Origin of the sequence: Flavobacterium sp., from assembly GCF_025352425.1 — a bacterium.
In the GTDB taxonomy this organism is placed as follows: Bacteria; Bacteroidota; Bacteroidia; order Flavobacteriales; family Flavobacteriaceae; genus Flavobacterium.
In genome coordinates this window covers 1-14,557 of record NZ_JANXTI010000016.1, presented here as the reverse complement: position 1 = coordinate 14,557, position 14,557 = coordinate 1, and the positions used below count along the sequence as shown (strand labels likewise).

General features: G+C 37.0%; 11 protein-coding genes and 1 pseudogene. 11 read left to right on the top strand and 1 reads right to left on the bottom strand.

Annotated elements, in window-relative coordinates; genetic code table 11:
• Positions 1-199 precede the first annotated feature (199 nt).
• From Q0Q99_RS02110 to Q0Q99_RS02060, 11 genes are all read left to right on the top strand, one after another.
• A complete protein-coding gene (locus Q0Q99_RS02110; RefSeq protein ID WP_293890726.1) occupies positions 200-1,237 on the top strand; it encodes a LacI family DNA-binding transcriptional regulator in 1,038 nt (345 codons plus the stop codon).
• Positions 1,238-1,484: 247 nt separating this feature from the next.
• On the top strand, positions 1,485-2,840 hold the full coding sequence (locus Q0Q99_RS02105; RefSeq protein ID WP_293890723.1) for an MFS transporter: 1,356 nt from the start codon (positions 1,485-1,487) through the stop codon (positions 2,838-2,840).
• Position 2,841: 1 nt separating this feature from the next.
• Positions 2,842-3,495: a beta-phosphoglucomutase gene (gene pgmB, locus Q0Q99_RS02100; protein ID WP_293890720.1), complete on the top strand. Its 654-nt coding sequence runs from the start codon at positions 2,842-2,844 to the stop codon at positions 3,493-3,495.
• 25 nt (positions 3,496-3,520) lie between these two features.
• A complete protein-coding gene (locus Q0Q99_RS02095; RefSeq protein WP_293890717.1) occupies positions 3,521-5,824 on the top strand; it encodes a glycoside hydrolase family 65 protein in 2,304 nt (767 codons plus the stop codon).
• Positions 5,825-5,918: 94 nt separating this feature from the next.
• Positions 5,919-6,326 (top strand): GxxExxY protein, encoded by a 408-nt coding sequence (locus Q0Q99_RS02090; RefSeq protein WP_293890715.1) that lies wholly within the window; start codon positions 5,919-5,921, stop codon positions 6,324-6,326.
• 35 nt (positions 6,327-6,361) lie between these two features.
• Entirely contained in the window at positions 6,362-8,194 is a 1,833-nt protein-coding gene (locus Q0Q99_RS02085; protein WP_293890712.1) for a glycoside hydrolase family 13 protein, read from the top strand.
• Positions 8,195-8,199: 5 nt separating this feature from the next.
• On the top strand, positions 8,200-10,566 hold the full coding sequence (locus Q0Q99_RS02080; protein WP_293890709.1) for a TIM-barrel domain-containing protein: 2,367 nt from the start codon (positions 8,200-8,202) through the stop codon (positions 10,564-10,566).
• Between the two features lie 4 nt (positions 10,567-10,570).
• The gene (locus tag Q0Q99_RS02075; protein ID WP_293890706.1) at positions 10,571-12,217 is read left to right on the top strand and encodes an alpha-amylase family glycosyl hydrolase; all 1,647 of its coding nucleotides are present in this window, start codon (positions 10,571-10,573) and stop codon (positions 12,215-12,217) included.
• 1 nt (position 12,218) lies between these two features.
• Positions 12,219-12,878: a glycerophosphodiester phosphodiesterase family protein gene (locus tag Q0Q99_RS02070; RefSeq protein WP_293890703.1), complete on the top strand. Its 660-nt coding sequence runs from the start codon at positions 12,219-12,221 to the stop codon at positions 12,876-12,878.
• Positions 12,875-14,098, top strand: coding sequence for an NAD(P)/FAD-dependent oxidoreductase (locus Q0Q99_RS02065; protein WP_293890700.1), 1,224 nt, complete (start codon positions 12,875-12,877; stop codon positions 14,096-14,098). Before Q0Q99_RS02070 ends, Q0Q99_RS02065 begins: the two co-directional genes overlap by 4 nt.
• A gap of 66 nt (positions 14,099-14,164) precedes the next feature.
• Positions 14,165-14,443 (top strand): hypothetical protein, encoded by a 279-nt coding sequence (locus tag Q0Q99_RS02060; RefSeq protein WP_293890697.1) that lies wholly within the window; start codon positions 14,165-14,167, stop codon positions 14,441-14,443.
• Here the strand turns inward: Q0Q99_RS02060 and Q0Q99_RS02055 are convergent.
• Positions 14,436-14,557, bottom strand: a pseudogene (locus tag Q0Q99_RS02055) (IS982 family transposase); the annotation flags it as partial. The gene Q0Q99_RS02060 and the pseudogene Q0Q99_RS02055 sit on opposite strands and share 8 nt — an antisense overlap.

Below are 14,557 nucleotides of genomic sequence, written 5' to 3'. Positions count from 1 at the left end.
CTGTCCGAAAACAGATTTACTAGAAAAATAATTACTTTTACTCATCGTTATTTGAATTTTTGCAACTCTAAATTACGATTTTAATTGAGAAGCCATTTTTATGGCTTCTTTTTTATTTACTTTTATCGGACAACAATGATTATTTAACACTAAAATTGACAAAATAAAAAATATCCTATACCTTTATTCAGAAATTAGTATTTATCAAATTCTTAACATGAAAAGAAAAGTAACGTTAAAGCAAATCGCTAAAGAGTTAGACGTGTCAATATCTACCGTATCCAAATCCCTTAAAAATAGCTTGGAAATTAGCGAAGACACCAGACAAAAAATTCAGGCATTTGCTAAACTGTACAACTATAAACCTAACAATATAGCGCTGAGCCTAAAGAATAGGAAAACAAAGACAATTTGTATTATTATTCCTGAAATTATCCATCATTTTTTTGCAACTGTTATTAGCGGAGTAGAAAATGTAGCCAATGAAAATGGGTATAATGTTTTAGTTTGCCTATCGGACGAATCGTTTGATAAAGAAGTGCTTAACATGGAAATGTTAGCCAACGGAAGCATTGACGGGTTCATTATATCACTCTCAAAAGAAACCCAACAAAAGAAGGATTTCCATCATATCGTAGAAGTTATTAATCAGGGAATGCCGGTAGTCATGTTTGACAGAGTTACCAATGATATTTTATGCGATAAAGTAATAATCGACGATGGTTTAGCCGCTTTTAATGCAACCCAGTTTCTTATTGATAAAGGGTTTAAAAAAATTGCTTTAATAACAACGGTCGACTACGTTAGTGTTGGCAAACTAAGAACTCAGGGTTATATTAAGGCATTAAAAAATAATGATATAGAGGTTGATGAGAATTTAATTCTCAAAATTGAAGATATCGAAAATTTTGAACCTTTAATTGAAAACTTATTGACTAATAATGATTTGGATGCCGTTTTTGCAGTAAATGAAATTTTTGCCGTAACCGCCATTAAATTAGCTCGAAAGCTAAATATTAAAGTCCCGGAAGAACTCTCCATCATTGGTTTTACAGACGGAATCATTTCAAAATATTCCACCCCAAGCATATCAACTGTTAGTCAAAATGGAATCAAAATGGGAGGAAAAGCCGCAAAAATGCTTATCGAAAGATTGGAAGCTGAGGACGAAGAAGATGAACAATACAGCACCGAAGTGATAGAAACTGAATTGGTGGAAAGAGAATCAACCTCATAGCTATTATTTTTAAAAGCTTTAATACATAGATACTCCATAGATAAAGCATAGATAGTGTATGGATAGTGTATGAGGAGTGTAAAATAGATAAGATAAAACAAAAATCTTTTTTTATAAAAAAACTGAGTATCTAAAAACTTTTATATATTTACAACCAATTATCAAAGCTTACACTTTTACTTCGAAAACAAAAATAAGTTTTGATAAGCATCACGCTTATCGTATTATAAATCATTAAATTACGATAATGGAAAAGCGTAAATTAGGGTTCTGGGAAGTTTGGAACATGAGTTTTGGATTTCTTGGTATTCAGTTCGGATTTGCCCTTCAGGGCGGATTTATGTCCAGAATTTTTCAAACACTTGGGGCTGATCCTCATGACATTCCTGCCCTTTGGGTAGCGGCCCCGCTAACAGGCTTAATTGTTCAACCCATAATTGGATATTTAAGTGACAATACCTGGCATCCAAAATACGGAAGACGAAAGCCCTATTTTTTAATGGGTGCGATATTAAGTTCATTTGCCTTATTTTTTGTTCCCTATTCGTCAGTACTATGGGTTGCGGCGGGTTTTCTATGGATTCTTGATGCCTCCATTAATATCAGCATGGAACCATTTAGGGCGTTGGTTGCGGACAAGCTTCCTGAAAGCCAGCGTTCCTATGGATTTGTCCTTCAAACACTAATCATTGGTATTGGAACTTGGATAGCATCCAATCTTCCCTGGCTGGTGAGCCGAATGGGGTTTACCGATGAACCTGCTCCCGGGATTGTCCCTGAATATGTAAAAATAGCCTTTGGTATTGGCGCACTGGTTTTCCTTATCAGTATTCTTTATACGGTGATGAAAACCAAGGAATATCCACCAGACGATATTGAAGCTTTCAAGAGCGAGAAAAAGGAAAACCGATTTATACATGACTTATCTTACTCGATTAAAAATATGCCAACTACTATGAAAAAACTTGGACTAATTCAGTTTTTCAGTTGGTTTGCATTTTTTACTATGTGGAGTATGGCTACACCAGCGCTTACAGATTATGTTTATAAAGCACCCGCACCTGATAAAGAAGCTTATAATTTCACAATTCCTGCACAGGAGCAAGCATTTAATGTAGCAAATACGGCATACCAAACAGCCGCAGACAATGTTGGATCAGCGATGGGAATCTACGGACTATCTTCTATGGCTTTTGCATTGCTGCTTACTTTTTATGCCGCGAAACGAACAGTAAACAGGCGCATAATCCACATGTTCTCATTAATTGCAGGAGGTGCTGGTTTTCTCTTAATGGGTATAGGAGATGCAGCTCTTCTGAACGTATCATTCATCCTAATTGGAATTTCATGGGGAAGTATACTTTCGATGCCATACGCTATGCTGTCTAGTTCTGTTGACGAAAAAAGAATGGGAATGATGATGGGGCTTTTTAATATGTTCATTGTAATTCCACAAATCATCGCCGCTTTAGGGGGTATTAATTTCCTGTCAGGGATAATCAGCAAAAGCAGTATTGCACCGATGATGTTAGCAGGCATAGCACTTGTTATTGCAGGATTATGCAATTTTTTAATAAACGACAAAAAAGTTATCATAGGATAAAATGAATAAAAAAGCATTCATCTTCGACCTGGATGGCGTAATTGTTGACACCGCTAAATATCATTTTTTAGCCTGGCAAAAAATAGCCGCGGATTTAGGTATCGAATTTACACCGGAACACAACGAGGAATTAAAAGGAGTCAGCCGTGTCCGTTCTTTGGATATTATTTTGAAGCTTGGAAATATTGAAGCTTCCCAGGAAAACAAAGATAAATGGCTGAAACAAAAAAACGAAGATTATCTCTCTTATATTGAACACATGAACGAAACAGAAATTCTTCCTGGGGTTCTAAATATTTTAGAGTTTATCAAAGAGAAAAATCAATTAATCGCATTGGGTTCGGCAAGTAAAAACGCAAGGCCCATACTTGAAAAAGTCAAAATTTTGCATATGTTCGATGCCATTGTAGACGGAAATGATGTAACCAATGCAAAGCCAGATCCGGAAGTTTTTATAAGAGGTGCAAAATTATTGAATACAAGCAATGAAAACTCCATGGTTTTTGAAGATGCCGTAGCAGGAATCCAAGCCGCAAATATTGCGAACATGACTAGTATCGGAATTGGAGATGAGAGAGTTCTGAAGGAAGCAAAATACAATTTTAAAGATTTTACCTTTATGGATACTTCTTTTATTGAAGCGTTCATAAACTAAAATTGAATGATAAAAGAAAAATAAAATGAATCAAGATTACATCAAACCAGACAATTGGTCAATCATAGAAGAAGGTTTTGACTTAGACCAGGTTAAATCTTCCGAAAGCTTATTCAGTATTGGAAACGGTGCCATGGGCCAACGTGCCAATTTTGAAGAACACTACTCGGGCGAAACATTCCAGGGAAGTTATATTGCTGGAGTCTATTATCCTGATAAAACTAAAGTGGGCTGGTGGAAAAACGGCTATCCCGAATATTTTGCCAAAGTACTAAATGCTCCAAACTGGATTGGAATCCACATTGGAATCAATGGCGAAAATCTTGATTTAGCTGCCTGCAAAGAAGTGAAAAACTTCCGTCGCGAATTGAATATGAAAGAAGGAATCTACAACCGTTCCTTTGAAGCAACCTTGCAAAATGGAACTCAGATTTCAGTAAACGTCCGTCGTTTTCTTTCCCTAAATTTAGATGAAGTTGGTGTGATCAATTATGAAATTACTCCGCTTAATAATGATGCCAAAATAGTCTTTAAACCTTATGTTGATGCCGGAGTTCATAATGAAGATGCCAATTGGGAAGAAAAATTTTGGGAGCCATTAGAGGTAAAACATTCCGCAAACGAAGCGTTTGTAACTGCAAGAACTTTCAAAACGCATTTCACGGCAACTACTTTTATGCAAAACAGTATTTTTTTAAATGCTGAAAACCTGAAACTTTCTCCGTCAAATGTTGAGACATCTAAAGATCTAGTTCAGTTTACTTATGAAATTTTCGCAGCAAAGAATCAAACAGCTTCCATACAAAAATTGGGCGGTTATACCGTTTCCATGAATCACGAAAACACACAGGTTGCCGCTCAAAATGTAATTGCAAAAGCATTGACAATCGGCTACGACCAATTATTGAATGACCAAATTACTGCCTGGGCAAAAATCTGGGAAATGAGCGACATCACTATTGATGGCGATGTGAAGGCGCAACAAGGAATTCGTTTCAATATTTTCCATTTAAATCAGACCTATTTAGGAAAAGATTCCCGTTTGAATATTGGCCCAAAAGGATTTACCGGAGAAAAATATGGCGGTTCCACTTATTGGGACACGGAAGCCTATTGCATTCCGTTTTACATGGCAACCAAAGACCAGCAGGTAGCTCGAAATCTTTTAGCGTATCGCTACAATCAATTAGATAAAGCCATTGAAAATGCCGGAAAGTTAGGTTTCACAAATGGTGCTGCCTTGTATCCAATGGTTACGATGAATGGTGAAGAATGCCACAACGAGTGGGAAATTACCTTTGAGGAAATCCACCGAAATGGCGCTATTGCTTTTGCCATTTTCAACTATTACCGATTCACGGGCGATTACTCTTATATTCCTGAAAAAGGGTTGGAAGTCCTTATCGGAATTGCCCGTTTCTGGCATCAGAGAGCAACGTTTTCTACAAATAAAAATCAGTACGTGATTCTTGGAGTTACAGGTCCGAATGAATACGAAAACAACGTAAACAATAATTTCTATACTAATTACTTGGCCAAATGGTGCATCGATTATGCCATTGAACAAATTGAGCGTGTAGAAAAGGAATATAGTTCCGATTTTAAACGAATCATTAGCAAAGTCAAATTAGACGCTACGGAAATTGTTCACTGGAAAAAAGTCGCAGACCATATGTATTTTCCATTTTCGGAAGAGCACGATGTTTATTTGCAACAAGATGGCTTCTTAGATAAGGAATTGGTAAAAGTCCACGATCTGGATAAATCACAACGACCTATCAATCAAAAATGGTCTTGGGACAGAATCCTTCGTTCGCCATATATCAAACAGGCTGACACGCTTCAAGGCTTTTATTTCTTTGAAGATCATTTCAGCAGGGAACAATTAGAAAAGCATTTCGATTTTTACGAGCCATTCACGGTTCATGAAAGTTCGCTTTCCCCTTGCGTTCACTCAATTCAGGCAGCAACTCTAGGCAGAATGGAACAAGCTTATACTTTTTATTTACGTACTTCCCGTTTAGATTTGGATGATTATAACAAAGAAGTCGAAGAAGGTTTACATATTACCTCTATGGCCGGAACCTGGATGAGTATAGTAGAAGGTTTTGGTGGAATGAGAGTCAAAAATGACACTTTACATTTTGAGCCAAGAATTCCAAAAGAATGGAATGGTTTTACATTCAAAATCAATTTCAGAAACCAAATCCTAAAAGTTTCTGTTCACCAAAAAGAGACCAAATTTGTGCTTGAAGGTGAAAACCCAATTACCGTTTACGTAAACGGAGCAGCTGTTTCTGTCGAGCCAAATAGTTTGGTAACCGTGTAATTAAAGTTAAACTAAAAAATTATAACCATTAAGATATTAAGTTTTCCTCTTAATTTTCTTAATACCTTAATGGTTAAATTATCTAAAAATATCTATGACTAAAAAACAAATAACTCAATTGTCTTATGAAATAATTGGTTATGCAATAAAAGTTCATAAAAAATTAGGTCCAGGTTTATTAGAAAGAATTTATGAAGAATGTTTAAAATATGAGTTGGAGAAAAATGGTTACAATGTTCAGCAACAAATAAATATTGAAATTGATTACTATGATTTAGAGTTAGAAAATCCATTAAGATTAGACCTATTAGTGAATGATTGTATCATTGTTGAGTTAAAAACCGTAGAAAAATTTCATCCAATAGACGAGGCAAAATTATTGACCTATATGAAACTATTAAGTATTCCACAAGGTTTACTCATTAATTTCAATACCACCAACATAACTAAATCTACAAAGCCATTGGTCAACGAATACTTCACTAGATTATCTGACGAATAAATCTTAATGAATTTTAATACCTTAATGGTTTAATCATGAAAAAAACAATTTTCCTTTTTTTATTCTCTGTTACCGCTTTCGCACAGATTGACCGTGTTGAACCGCCATTTTGGTATGCCGGTATGAATTTGTCCAGCGTTCAGATTATGTTTTATGGCAAAAACATCTCGCAGTATGATGTTTCCATATCAAATAACATCGCCATCGAAAACATCAAAAAAACGGAGAATCCAAACTATCTTTTTGTAACTATCGATACAAAAAATGCAGCAGCATCTGAATTGACATTCAGTTTCAAAAGCAAAAACAAAGTAGCATTTACCAAAAACTATTCAATTAAAGAAAGAAGGGAGAATTCCAAATTCCGAAAAGGCTACGATAGCTCTGATATGATTTATTTGATAATGTCTGACCGTTTTGCTAACGGAAATCCGAAAAACGACAGCGACAATTCGGTTACTGAAAAAGCAGACCGAAAGAATCCAAACGGAAGACACGGTGGCGATATTGAAGGCATCATCAACAATTTAGATTATATCAAAGAACTGGGCGCAACCGCCGTTTGGCCAACGCCACTTTGTGAAGACAACGACGCCAAAGCTTCTTATCACACTTACGGACAATCTGATGTGTATAAAATTGATCCGCGTTTCGGAACTAATGAAGATTACCTGAGATTGAGTGCCGAATTACATAAGCGCGGCATGAAAAACATCATGGATTATGTGACGAATCATTGGGGCTGGCAGCATTGGATGTACAAGGATTTACCGACGTATGATTGGGTACACCAATTCCCGGGGTATTCACAATCCAACTACAGAATGACAACCCAGTTTGATCCAAATGCTTCGGATATCGATACCAAAAACTGTATGGATGGTTGGTTTGTTCCCACAATGCCCGATTTGAATCAGTCGAATCCTTTGGTTTTAAAATACCTTACTCAAAACGCGATATGGTGGATTGAATACGCCGATTTGGATGGTTTCCGTGTGGATACGTATTCCTATAACGACAAAGACGGAATCTCGAAATGGACAAAAGCCATACTTGATGAATATCCAAATTTCAACATTGTTGGCGAAGTCTGGATGCACAATCAGGCACAAATGGCCTATTGGCAAAAGGACAGTAAAATAGGCGCTATTGAAAGCTACAATTCCTATTTGCCAAGCGTAATGGATTTTACCTTGCACGATGCTTTGGGTTCAGTTTTCAATGAAGACAAAGGCGAATGGGATAAAGGAATGATAAAAATCTATGATAATTTCACCAACGATTTTCTGTATCCAAACATTAATAATATGTTGGTTTTTGCTGAAAATCACGACACTAATCGTTTCAACGCTGCCTATAAAAAAGACTTCAAAAAATACCAGATGGCAATGACTTTATTGGCTACGATTAGAGGAATACCACAGCTATATTATGGTTCAGAAATTGGCATGGATGGTGACAAAGGCAAAGGCGATGGCGATATCCGTCATGATTTTCCTGGTGGCTGGAGTGGCGATACAAATAATAGCTTTACCAAAGCAGGAAGAACCGAAGAGCAAAATAAATTCTATGATTTCACTGTCAAATTATTCAACTGGAGAAAGTCAAAAAATGTGATTCATTTCGGAAAGATGAAACATTATGTTCCGGAGAATAATGTGTATGTTTATTTCCGTTACAACGAAACAGAAAGCGTGATGGTTGTCATCAATAACAATCCGCAAACCCAAACTTTTAAAACCAAACGTTTTGCCGAGAGCATCCAGAATCATCAAAACGGAAATGACATTCTTTCCGGAAGAACTGTTGACTTAAAAAATGATATTTCCATTGAAGGAAAATCTGTTCTCGTATTAGAATTAAAATAAAAAAGATGAAGAAGCTACTTTTATTATTACTGATTTCGACTATTTCATTTGCACAAAACACAAACAGAAAATACAAGTCGCATAAATGGAAAGATGACTATTTACAAATAACTGTTACCGATGGTAACTATTACTTCCGAATGTATTCTGATAAAATTATTGAGACTTCATTCATACCAAACGGGCAAACTCAAAATACGCAATCACATACTGTTGTCTTTGATAACCGCCAATTCAATACTAGTAAAACCGAAAGTAAAAAATATTTAGAATTAGGAACCAAATCCATAACTGTTCATATCGACAGAAACCCTTTTAAGATTACTTATTACAAAAACAACAATGCTTTTTTTTCAGAGAAATCAGGCTATATTAAAGTAAATGATTCCACCGAAACATTGTCTTTCAATCTTGACAATTCCGAAGCGTTATATGGCGGCGGTGCCCGAGCGTTAGGTATGAACCGCCGTGGCAATCGTCTGCAATTATACAACCGTGCGCATTATGGTTATGAAACCAAAGCCGAGTTGATGAATTTCTGTATTCCGTTAGTGATGTCGTCTAAGTTATACGCGGTTCATTTTGATAATCCTGCCATTGGTTATTTGGATTTGGACAGCAAAAAAGACAATACCTTAACTTACGAAACTATCTCCGGACGCAAAACCTATCAGGTAATTGTTGGCGATAATTGGACAGATTTAGTTTCCAATTATACTGATTTAACCGGGAAACAACCCTTATTACCGCGTTGGTCTTTGGGGAATTTTTCAAGTCGATTTGGATATCATTCGCAGGAAGAAGTAGAAAATACCATCAAAAAATTTGAACAAAATAATGTTCCCGTCGACGCAATAATACTCGATTTATATTGGTTCGGAAAAACAATCAAAGGCACAATGGGGAATCTGGATTGGGACAAAGACAATTTTCCAAATTCGGATAAAATGATTTCCGATTTAAACGCCAAAGGAATTAAAACCGTTTTAATCACAGAACCTTTTATCCTGACAACCTCATCCAAATGGCAGGAAGCCGTTGATAAAAAAGTATTGGTAACCGATAAAACCAATAAACCTGCGACCTGGGATTTCTATTTCGGAAATACAAGCGTTGTTGATATTTTCAAACCTGAAGGCGCAGCATGGTTCTGGAACGTATACAAACGATTAATCAATCAAGGTGCCGGCGGAATGTGGGGCGATTTGGGCGAACCCGAAGTTTTTCCGTCAAAAGTACTAACTGCTGCTGGTAAAGCGGATGAAGTCCACAATATTTACGGACACAATTGGGCCAAGTTAATAGCTGATGGTTATAAAAAAGATTTTCCAAACCAAAGACCCTTTATTTTAATGCGTGCCGGATATTCGGGTTCCCAGCGTTTCGGAATGGTGCCCTGGAGCGGCGATGTCAGCAGAAGTTGGGGCGGATTACAAAGCCAGATGGAAATTGCACTTCAAATGGGAATGCAGGGCTTGGGCTATATGCACTCTGACCTTGGCGGATTTGCAGGCGATTATTTTGATAACGAATTGTACTTGCGTTGGCTGCAATATGGAGTTTTCAATCCTATTTTCAGGCCGCACGCGCAGGAAGAAGTGGCTTCGGAAGTAGCCCGAAAAGATATTCTAACGTTGACAAGCGCCAAAAAACAAGTCGAATTGCGTTACCAATTACTGCCTTATAATTACACCTTGTCTTATGATAACAATCAGAAAGGAACACCGCTAATGCGTCCGCTGTTTTTTGAAGAACCTGATAATATAAATTTAACCGCAGTAGCGGGGACTTATTTTTGGGGCAATGACTTTTTGATAACACCAATTACAAAAGCCGGTGTCACTTCAACATCTATTTATTTTCCAAAGAGCAATAACTGGTTTGATTTTTACACCAATGAAAAACGCTTGGCCGGAACAACGGAAACGGTAAAAGTGACTTCAGATTATATTCCGACTTTCGTTCGCGGCGGGAGTTTTATACCGATGATTGAAACGATTCAGAATACATCGAAGTACTCATTAGACAATTTCAATCTTCATTATTATTTTGATGCCACCGTAGCCAATTCTTCTGGTAAATTATACAATGATGATGGCGCAACCCCGAATGCTTTTGAAAAAGGGCAATACGAAATGTTGAATTTTACAAGTACAAATAATGGCAAATCTTTAGTCATAAAATTAGCAACAACTACGGGAAAGAGTTATACTTCAACCGACAAAAACGTTTCTGTACTTATCCACAATATCAAAGCCAAACGAATCTTTGTGAATGGCCAGGAACAGATTTACAAAACTTTTCACGAACCGTTACAGGTAAACGTCACAATGACAAAAGGAACAACCCAGGAAGTTAAAATTGAATATTAATAGTATGAAGAAGATAACCTTAATCGTAATGATTTTATTTTGTGGAAATTCTTTCGCTCAAAAGAAGAAGCATATAACTCCAAAAACTCCTTTCGTTTGGGAAAGTGCCAATGTGTATTTTATCGTAACAGACCGATTTAACAATGGCGATAAAACCAATGACCACACATTCAATCGAAACAAACCAACGGGAAAACTACGCGGTTTTGAAGGCGGAGATATTCGTGGTATCATTCAAAAACTGGATGAAGGTTATTTCACCAAACTTGGTATCAATGTGATTTGGATGACGCCAATTGTTGAGCAGATTCACGATGGTGTTGATGAAGGAACCGGATTTACCTATGCTTTTCATGGCTATTGGACAAGGGATTGGAGTTCGATGGATCCAAGTGTTGGAACCAAAAAGGATTTAGCCGAATTGGTTCAGAAAGCGCATGCCAAAGGAATCAGGATTATGCTTGATGCAGTTATCAATCATACCGGACCGGTGACTTCTCAAGATTCAGTTTATCCGAATGATTGGGTTAGAACTTCGCCAAAATGTACTTATAAATCATACGACACATACATCAATTGTACTTTAGTTGACAACCTTCCGGATGTGAAAACAGAGAGCAATGAAAATGTAACACTGCCGTCATTCTTAGCCAACAAATGGAAAAAAGAAGGACGTTATGATAAAGAAATGGCTTCACTTGATGCATTTTTCAAAAAAACAAAATATCCAAGAGCCCCGAAATATTACATCATGAAATGGCTTTCCGATTATATTACGGAATTCGGAATTGATGGTTACCGTGTTGACACCGCCAAGCACACGACAGAAGATGTCTGGGCCGATTTTAAGAAAGTTTGTGATATGGCTTTCGCCGAATACAAAAAACACAATCCGAAAAAAGCATTGGATAACAATGGATTCTTTACCGTGGGCGAAGTCTATGGCTATAACATTGGAAACAAAAAATTCTATGACTTTGGTGATAAAAAAGTCAACTATTTCGAAAATGGTTTTACGGGTTTAATCAATTTCGACTTTCGGAATGAAGCCAAAATGAATTACGAAGAGCTGTTTTCGAAGTATTCCAATATTTTGCAAAATGATTTAAAAGGAAACACAGTGATGAATTATGTTTCGTCTCACGATGATAGTTATCCGTTTGACAAGAAAAGAGAAAAAACCTTTGAGAGCGGCACCAAATTATTGTTGGCGCCAGGGATTTCTCAAGTATATTATGGTGATGAAAGTGCTCGCTCGTTGGATGTAGAAGGTACGCAAGGCGATGCCACTTTGCGTTCGTTTATGAATTGGGATGACATTGCCAATAATGCTGCGACCAAAGAAATTGTATCTCATTGGCAGAAATTAGGCTTGTTCAGAAGAAAACATCCTGCTGTTGGCGCTGGTGTTCATACACAGATTTCGGCTTCACCTTATGTATTCAGCAGAACTTTTACTAAAAGGAACTACAACGATAAGGTTGTGGTTGGTTTGGATTTAGCCAAAGGCGTAAAAACTATTTCGGTTGGTTCAATTTTTCAAAACGGAAGTCAAGTCAAAGATACTTATTCAGGAAAAACGGCAACTGTTATCAAAGGAAAAGTAACATTCAATACTGATTTTAATATTCTTTTATTAGAAAAACTTTAAGATGCACAAAATTGGTCATCGCGGTGCGAAAGGATATGTGGCAGAGAACACTTTGGCTTCATTTCAAAAAGCAATTGATTTGGGCGTTGACGGCATTGAATTGGATGTTCATTTGAGTTTGGATGGAAAAATAATGGTCATTCATGATGATACTGTCGACAGGACCACTTCTCAAAAAGGATTAATAAAAGATTTCTCTGCAAAAGAACTAAATCAGCTTGGCATCCCAACTTTGGAATCCGTATTTGATTTGGTTAATAAAAATTGCTTCATCAATATTGAACTCAAAGCTTATGATACTGCGGATAAAGTTGCTGAACTTATCCGGCAGTATGTTGCTGAAAAAAACTGGAACTACGAACAACTCATTGTCTCCAGTTTTGATTGGAACGCATTGCAGCAAGTTCATTTTCTGAATGATAAAATCAGAATTGGCGTTTTGACAATCACCGATTTAGCTTTGGCAATGGCTTTCGCCAAATTTATAAAAGCCTATTCCATTCACCCCTATTATCATTTGCTTAACGCAGAAAACGTAGCACCGATGCAATCCAAAAATTTTAAAGTCTATCCATGGACAATCAATGAGCCGGAAGATATTATCTTTGCCAAATCGTTAAACGTTGATGGTATCATTACAGATTTTCCGGATAGATTATGAACTCAAACTTTGATATTATAATTGTTGGTGGCGGCGCAGCTGGTTTTTTTACGGCAATCAATATCGTTGAAAACAATCCTAAACTAAAGGTTTCCATTCTCGAAAGAGGCAAAACCGTCCTGGAAAAAGTCCGCATTTCCGGTGGCGGAAGATGCAATGTGACACACGCTTGTTTTGTACCAAATGATTTAGTGAAGTTTTATCCGCGTGGCGAAAAAGAATTGCGCGGGCCGTTTCATCAGTTTTGTTCCGGAGATACCATTGATTGGTTTGAAAAACATGGCGTCGAATTGAAAATTGAAGATGACGGACGTATGTTTCCGATTTCGGATTCCTCCCAAACCATTATCGATTGCTTTCTTTCGGCAACGCAAAAACTGGGAATCCAGGTTTTGATGGGTCAAAGCGTTCAATCCATTTTCAAAGCAGAAGATTATTGGAAAGTGGAAACCAATCACGAAACATTCGTCTGTCAAAAACTAATCATGAGTACCGGAAGCAATCCGAAAATATGGGATATGCTTACACAACTTGGGCACAGCATTGTTTCACCGGTGCCTTCACTATTCACTTTTAACATTAAAGATGCCCGAATCAAGGATTTAATGGGACTTTCGGCTTTCGCCAAAGTGAAGGTAAAAGGCAGTAAGCTTGAAGCTTCAGGACCATTATTGATAACCCATTGGGGAATGTCCGGTCCCGGAATTTTACGATTATCCGCTTGGAGTGCACGAGAATTGTTTGATAAAAATTATCAATTCATACTCCAGGTTAATTGGCTGAACGAAGTTACTTTAAAAGAAGCGATGGATACGTTGAAAGAATTAAAACAAGAACACGCCAAAAAAGCCGTAAGCAAAAAATCTCCGTTTGATTTTCCGAATAGATTATGGGAAAGCCTGGTTTTGGCATCTCATATTGAGACAGAAACCAAATGGGCGGACCTTTCTAAAAAGCAATTGACTGATTTGGCAAACCAACTCACAAATGGGGAATTTCAGGTGAATGGGAAAAGTACTTTTAAGGAAGAATTTGTTACCGCTGGTGGTATCGATTTAAAGGAAATCAACTTCAAAACCATGGAAAGTAAACTACACGAGAATCTTTTCTTTGCCGGTGAAATTGTAAATATAGATGCGATTACCGGTGGATTTAACTTCCAGAATGCGTGGACATCTGGATTTATACTGGCTCAGGCAATTGCGGACGATTTCGTATGATTTAGTGTTGCAGTTTGCTCAAAATCAGTATATTTGGTTTCCTTTTCAAAATTAAACCAAACCAATATGAAAAAACTAATACTCCTGTTGTTCTTATTTTTAGCACTTTATGCTACAGCACAACCACCAGAAACAATGCCTCCCTATGCTGTCTGTGATAACAATAATGACGGTTTCGCAACCTTTGACCTGAGTTCGCAGATTCCGGCAATTCTGAATGGTCTTAATCCCAATACTACAGTAGTGACTTTTCACGAACTGCTTACTTACGCTCAGGTTGGAACTGGTGCGATAACTCCTGCTAATGCTTATACTAACCTTAACCCGTTGGGTGTAATTAAATAATTTGATTTTTAATATTGTTTATTGGTCTATCAAATATGAATTTATTGATATATTGAACCAAAGTTAATGCTGTTATTTTAGCTAAAATTCTTGTTTTAAATCCTTCAAAAGATT